Source organism: Shigella sp. SIG6 (assembly GCF_053555815.1).
This window is the reverse complement of sequence record NZ_JBQZXC010000002.1, coordinates 85,797-92,046: the sequence shown is the minus strand read 5'-3', so window position 1 is coordinate 92,046 and position 6,250 is coordinate 85,797. Positions and strand designations below refer to the sequence as shown.

Below are 6,250 nucleotides of genomic sequence, written 5' to 3'. Positions count from 1 at the left end.
GTGGGTTCAGCATCAGAGATGTCTGGTGAGTGCTGTAGAAGCAGGAATAATCTCATTCAATTTTTCACGCTAAATGAAAGGGAGATTAAATATTTGTCAGTTTATGTCAGTGCGGAAAACTAAAAATAAAACACATAGATCAGATCCATAATTGCCAACAATCCCCAGAGAAAAAGATAAAGCATCAGATGCTCGCGAATATTATTGATGAGATAGTGCAACAGCCGACGCATTAAATACTCCTGTAAAAACGGCCTCATTCTGGAGGCCGTAATGATGATTATTGGAAGCGGGAAAGCCTGAATGGCGTCAAATCAAAATCGCTTTTTTGGTCTTGCGCAAAATCGGCAGCTATTTCCCCTAAAACTGACGCAAATTTAAAACCGTGCCCACTCAGGCCGGTAATGAGCAGTGTATTATCGTGGCCGGGTAGGGTATCGATAATAAAATCTTCGTCAGGCGAATTATCATAGGTGCAGGCAGCGCCGTACAGGCAGCAACCGATACCCGGCAATACATTGCGCAAGAACGGGAAGGCTTCTGACCCATCACTGGCCACTTCCGCAAACGGAACACGTTCATCCGCTGAATGGATAACCTGGCCTCCGTTATGTTTGCCAATCTTCAACGCGTCGTTTTCTGCCGGAAAACCATAATATTGATCGCCATTGGGCAGTTCACCGGTAAACGCCGGGAATTTATTCTTCACGCTATAGCGGCCATCGGCCTGATACCAGGCAAATACTTTACGTACGGGCTGGACAGGCAGCTCCGGGAGCAGGTCTTTTACCCATGTTCCCGCGCAGACAATCGCTTTTTTCGCCTGATACTCACCGTCAACCGTTTCAATAGTTACGCCATCATCGTCATGACGAATTGCGGTGACCGGGCAGTTGAACAGTTGCGCACAGCCCGCTTCCTTCGCCAGTTGGATCCAGGTTTTAATCGCCAGTTCGCTGCGCAAAAAACCGGAATCAGTCTCAAATAAGCCGATGTAGTTGTCCGGGACGCGTATTTCTGGCCAGCGGGCCATAATCCCTTGCGCATCGAGCTTTTCAACGTTGAGTTGCCACTGTTCGGCGCTGTGGGCGACGTTGGCGAGAAATGCGGAGTCAGCCGGGCCGAGGTTAATGACACCAGAGCGTACAAAAATGGGATCATCTTCGTTGTGGCGGGAAAGTTCATCCCACAGCGTTTGCGCGCGGAGGACCAACGGGACATACTTTTCGCCTTCACCATAAGCATGGCGAATTAATCGCGTATCGCCGTGGTGGCTGCCGTGTTGATGCGGTGGCATATGGGCGTCGGTCATTAGCACGTTTAAACCGGCGCGGGTTGCATAATACCCGGCGGCAGCGCCTACGGAACCGCTGCCAATAATGATGAGATCGTATTTCATTTTTTTCTCTCTGCTCTCATGGTTTAAGCAGAGTAATTAACTGAATGCAGATATACAACCCAGAAATGGTAAAGGCACCGGTGAGGTGCCTTTTGGGTGGATGGTCATGTCATGTTAATGACGCCGATACTCGTTTACCGGGAAATCACCGGATTCAATTTTGGCGATTCCTGCTTCTAATATCGAAATAAATTGTCTGGCAACATCAGTGGTTAACCAGAGCGTCTGACCAACTTCAGTCCCTTCCTGCTCGGACTTATTTGGGGTCTGGTAGTGCAAACGCAACATCAGCGCATCATAGCTATCAACGGTGCTGATGTCCCACCCTACGAGCGGATGAGTCTGAATGACGTCATTATTTTTTTCCATCATGGCCCCCTAATTCGTGTTACTAGACAACGTTATTCGAGGTTCAATGCGTTTTTATCTGAAGCAACTTCAGTATACCAATAAGTAAGGGTATTCACCGAATTTTTAAAGGGGGGAACAGATAAATTTCTGCTTTTAAGATTTATATGAACAATAAAACAGCATGTCATTCATATTTTTTTAGCATATTGTGCAATTATTTTGAGGAAGTGTAGAAATTTTGTACTCAAAATTCGTAAGTAAAATAAAAAAGCCGGGGCGACCCGGCAAAAACAAAAATCACTGCATATTATTCGCGGACAAACCAGTCATCGGCGCTTTCCCACGTTTCCTGGAGAATTTCGCTAATGCGCTGTTTATCTTCTTTTGTTGCGCCAATAACCGATAAATTATTCGCTGCGGCATAACGTACCGATACGTGGCCTTCATTATCAGGAAACGCATACTGAATACGGCGGGAAAGTTCGCCAGCCAGGGCGTCAATAGCCCCAGCTGGCAATGGAGAAGTTTTCGCTATGGTGACTTCAATTCGCATAATAGCCCCCTGTTGAATATACTGGTTATTTATACAGGTAAAATAACCTAATGACAACAGGAAGCTACGATTTTTATTGTTTAACGGACCAGCGTACCGTTTCCCCGGCGAGGAATGGCACCAGGGTGTCATCAGTCAGTGCGATGCTTTCAGCAACCTGTTGCTCTTCACGTACCAGTTCGATGAATGTGTCGTTGACCGGCAAGCCATAGAACTGCGGGCCGTTTACAGAACAGAATGCTTCAAAGTGCTGCAGAGCATTCATCTCTTCAAAGACGGTAGCGTAACTGCCCAGCGCGGTTGGGGCGTTGAAGCAGCCCGCGCAGCCGCAACTGCTCTCTTTGCGATGACGTGCATGTGGCGCAGAATCCGTACCGAGGAATACTCGATTAAAACCGCTGGCGACCAGTTCACGCAATGCCTGTTGGTGAATATTGCGTTTGAGGATGGGTAAACAATACAGGTGCGGACGTACGCCACCAACCAGCATATGGTTGCGGTTAAACATCAGATGCTGCGGAGTGATGGTGGCAGCCAGCCGTTCATTTCCGTCACGGACATAGTCGGCAGCATCTTTGGTGGTGATGTGCTCAAAAACGACTTTCAGCGCAGTCAGGCGCTGGCGCAGAGGTTCCATCACGCTTTCTATAAAGCGCGCTTCACGATCAAAAATGTCGATATCTGCATGTGTCACTTCACCATGCACCAGTAGCGGCATACCGATTTTTTCCATGCGCTCAAGTACCGGCATGATTGCGTCAATTGACGTCACGCCGTGGCTGGAGTTAGTGGTTGCGTTTGCCGGGTAAAGTTTTGCAGCGGTGAACACGCCTTCATTAAATCCGCGCTCCAGCTCATTAGGATCCAGCGAATCTGTTAAATAACAGGTCATCAATGGGGTGAAATCGTGCCCGGCAGGTACGGCGTCAAGAATACGTTGGCGATACGCCACGGCAGCCTCAACTGTGGTCACGGGCGGAGCCAGATTGGGCATTACGATAGCCCGTCCATAAATTTCGCTGGTATACGGCACGACAGTTTTTAACATGTCGCCATCGCGGAGGTGAAGGTGCCAGTCGTCTGGGCGGCGGATCTTTAATACCTGGGATGGTGCAGTCATTAATCTCTATGCTCCGGCTGAAGGGATGTTTTTGCCGGACACAAAGGATAAGCGGAAACGTTTTCCTTTGCACGAAAAATAAAGGGCGCGAATGCGCCCTCGTCATTAATCCGTAAACGGAATGACAATTTCGCCTGGCTTCACTTCAATGCCTTTCGCCAGTTTTTTCGCCATTGCTTCGCCCTGACTGCCATCTTCGCGCAGGATGTAAGCAGGTTGCTGGTTAAAGTAATTGCGTAATGCCTGGTTCAAATAGGGAAGCAACGTTTGCATCACCGTTTGCATTTTTTCCGGTTGTACCGTCGCATCGACCACTTCCATCTCTTTCAGGAAGATCGCACCTTTTTCTTTATCAAACACGGGCAGCGCTTTCAGCTTCAGTTTCATGGTCGCTTTCTGACTACCGAACAGGGAGTTCATGTCCAGATTGGCGTCTCCGGTTAGGGTAACCTTATTCGGCTCTTCGCGACCAATTTGGCTGGTCAAGTTTGTCAGAACAATATGGGCGTCAGCCACGCCGGGTAAACCGATATCTTTTGAGAAATTATTATGTTTCGCAAGCGACTGGTTAATTTCTTGTTCGGTGATGGTGTATTGGGTGAGTTGATTACAGCCAACGAGCAGGCCACTGACGATCAATGCAGCGGCAAATAAAAACTTGTTCATGGTAGTCCTCGACATGAAATCTGCGTCAATATCCTGACACAACGCAGCATGTGTCACCAGCGATAAACTCGCCAGCAGAAAAAACTGAAAACGGCGGCAACCCGCGAATACAGGCTGCCGCGGCGGGTCAGGATTAAATCGCCATTGATGATAACAAATTGATTTGTGTCTGTTTCGCCATATTATCGCGGTAATCAGCAACGCGGCTTGGCCAGTTGATTCCGGCTACCAGCGTCAGATTACGCAGTAGCGGAAATAGCTGAATATCATCTTCCGAAAGTTCGCCATTCACGGCGTTCGGTTTGACGATCAGTTTGTCCAGCGCACGCAAATCATCGCTGATATTCTTAATCAGACCGTCAGAGTGGGCCAGCAGGTCGGCAAAATTACCCGCGCTGGCCTCTTTCTTGTCGACGAAATATTTGCGCGCGGCGGGAGTAGAAAACTCATCAAATGCCGATTTGGCAAAACGCGGCAACAGCAGTTTGTTGGCGTAGCCATTGACCTTGCGCAGCCACTCTTCAATGGCAGGGGAACGTTTGCCGGTCAGTAACGGTTTGCCGTCGAGTTTATCGACATAGTGAACGATATCCATGCTTTCTGGCATATAGCGGCTGTCATCTTTTTGCAGAATGGGAACCTGTTTTTGACCGACCATCCGGGTGGGTGTTTCTGCGTCGTCGTTGAGCAGAACATGTAATTCGACGGGGATATTTTTCAGGCCGAAAATCATGCGGGCTTTGAGGCAGTAAGGGCAGTGATCGTAAATGTATAGCTTCACGTGACTCCTCCATTTGGCTGTCAGTTCACTTTCAGTATGGAGGAGTCAGGGGGGAGTATCAAATCAGGCGTCGCGTTCCAGCAAACGACGCGCGGCGCGTTTCTGACTAAACTGCCAACCCAGCGCAAGGAAAGTGAAGATGCCAATAATTCCCAGCATCATCCACGGAAGCTCTGGCTGGTGCGCCGATTTGCCCAGGTCAAACAGCCAGCCACCACCGATATAACCAATAGCGCCGCCAATCGCCAGACCCAGACGGCTAAACCCCATATAGCTGCCGCGAGCTCTTGCGTCCGCCAGCGAAGCACTTAAGGTTTCACGCGCAGGCTCGGCAATGATCGACCCGATATAAAACAGACAAATCAGGGTGAAAAGTTGTTGCAGGCCGCTGACCATGCCCACCGGCATCATGCTTAATGACATTATCAACAGCCCAGCCATCAACCGGTTTTCCAGACGAAAATGCTTTTCACTCCAGCGGGCGATAGGGTAGAGCAACGTTAACGACAGACACGCTTCAATGGCATACATCCATTTAACGGCAGAGGGCGCGCCAGCCACGTCGTTGACCATAATTGGCAGCATCAGCATCACTTGTACAGCCAGCATGTAGTAACCCGCCAGCGTCAGGACATAGGTGACAAAACGCTTGTCACGCATCACGCGGGTCATGCCTTCGCGAACGGGCGTGCGTACGGTGGAGAGTTTCCATGCCGGTAACAACCACGCATTGAACGCCGCACATAGCACAAACAAAACGGCCCCTGTGGCGCAGACCAGGCGAAAGTCGTATTGCAACAGCCAGCTCCCCAACAATGCGCCAATGACCGCACTGGCACTGTCCTGCATCATCAACAGCGAGAAAAAACGACCACGTTGTTGTGGACGGATTAGTTTCACCACCAGCGCCGAACGCGGCGGATCAAACAACGTGCCGCCGAGTCCCGAGAGCAGGCATGAAAACCACAATAGCCACGGTTCGTGGGCGATACCCATTGTGGCGAATCCGGCGGCGCGCATCAGCATACTGGTAACAATCATCGGTTTGGCACCAAAGCGGTCGGCAATTACGCCGCCGAAAATACCCAGACCTTGCTGAATAAACTGGCGTAGACCGAGAGCAATACCGACCATGACGGCGGCCCAGCCCATTTGATCAACGAAGCGGATAGAGATCAGCGGGAAGACAACAAAGAACCCCAGCACGACCAGCATATTATCGATGAGCAGGAAATATTTACCCAGGTTCCTCGCCTGCGATACGCGGGACATTTCCCCTCCCGGGAAATAAAAGATGAGCACTTTCTATTCTGCATTGCCGCTAAGACTTTTCCCATCACTTCGGGGACAATATTTTTTTATCAAAACGTCGCTTTGATA

The 6,250-nt window shown here is 49.7% G+C and carries 8 protein-coding genes; all 8 read right to left on the bottom strand.

Annotated elements, in window-relative coordinates; all coding sequences use genetic code 11:
* Positions 1–119 precede the first annotated feature (119 nt).
* The 8 genes from ACUU1M_RS00995 to mdtH all read right to left on the bottom strand — a co-directional run bounded on the left by ACUU1M_RS00995 (position 120) and on the right by mdtH (position 6,142).
* The gene (locus tag ACUU1M_RS00995; protein ID WP_001253418.1) at positions 120–233 is read right to left on the bottom strand and encodes a YceO family protein; all 114 of its coding nucleotides are present in this window, start codon (positions 231–233) and stop codon (positions 120–122) included.
* A gap of 47 nt (positions 234–280) precedes the next feature.
* Entirely contained in the window at positions 281–1,399 is a 1,119-nt protein-coding gene (gene solA, locus ACUU1M_RS00990) for an N-methyl-L-tryptophan oxidase (protein ID WP_000872813.1), read from the bottom strand.
* 114 nt (positions 1,400–1,513) lie between these two features.
* A complete protein-coding gene (bssS, locus tag ACUU1M_RS00985) occupies positions 1,514–1,768 on the bottom strand; it encodes a biofilm formation regulator BssS (protein ID WP_000414428.1) in 255 nt (84 codons plus the stop codon).
* A 289-nt stretch (positions 1,769–2,057) separates the two neighbouring features.
* Positions 2,058–2,303 (bottom strand): DNA damage-inducible protein I, encoded by a 246-nt coding sequence (gene dinI / locus ACUU1M_RS00980; RefSeq protein WP_024229637.1) that lies wholly within the window; start codon positions 2,301–2,303, stop codon positions 2,058–2,060.
* A gap of 73 nt (positions 2,304–2,376) precedes the next feature.
* Positions 2,377–3,423 (bottom strand): dihydroorotase, encoded by a 1,047-nt coding sequence (gene pyrC / locus ACUU1M_RS00975; protein WP_000126534.1) that lies wholly within the window; start codon positions 3,421–3,423, stop codon positions 2,377–2,379.
* A 105-nt stretch (positions 3,424–3,528) separates the two neighbouring features.
* Entirely contained in the window at positions 3,529–4,089 is a 561-nt protein-coding gene (locus ACUU1M_RS00970) for a lipoprotein (protein ID WP_005074347.1), read from the bottom strand.
* A gap of 133 nt (positions 4,090–4,222) precedes the next feature.
* On the bottom strand, positions 4,223–4,870 hold the full coding sequence (gene grxB, locus ACUU1M_RS00965; protein WP_000780912.1) for a glutaredoxin 2: 648 nt from the start codon (positions 4,868–4,870) through the stop codon (positions 4,223–4,225).
* A 63-nt stretch (positions 4,871–4,933) separates the two neighbouring features.
* Positions 4,934–6,142, bottom strand: a complete 1,209-nt coding sequence (gene mdtH, locus ACUU1M_RS00960; protein ID WP_000092228.1) for a multidrug efflux MFS transporter MdtH — start codon at positions 6,140–6,142, stop codon at positions 4,934–4,936.
* Positions 6,143–6,250 lie beyond the last annotated feature (108 nt).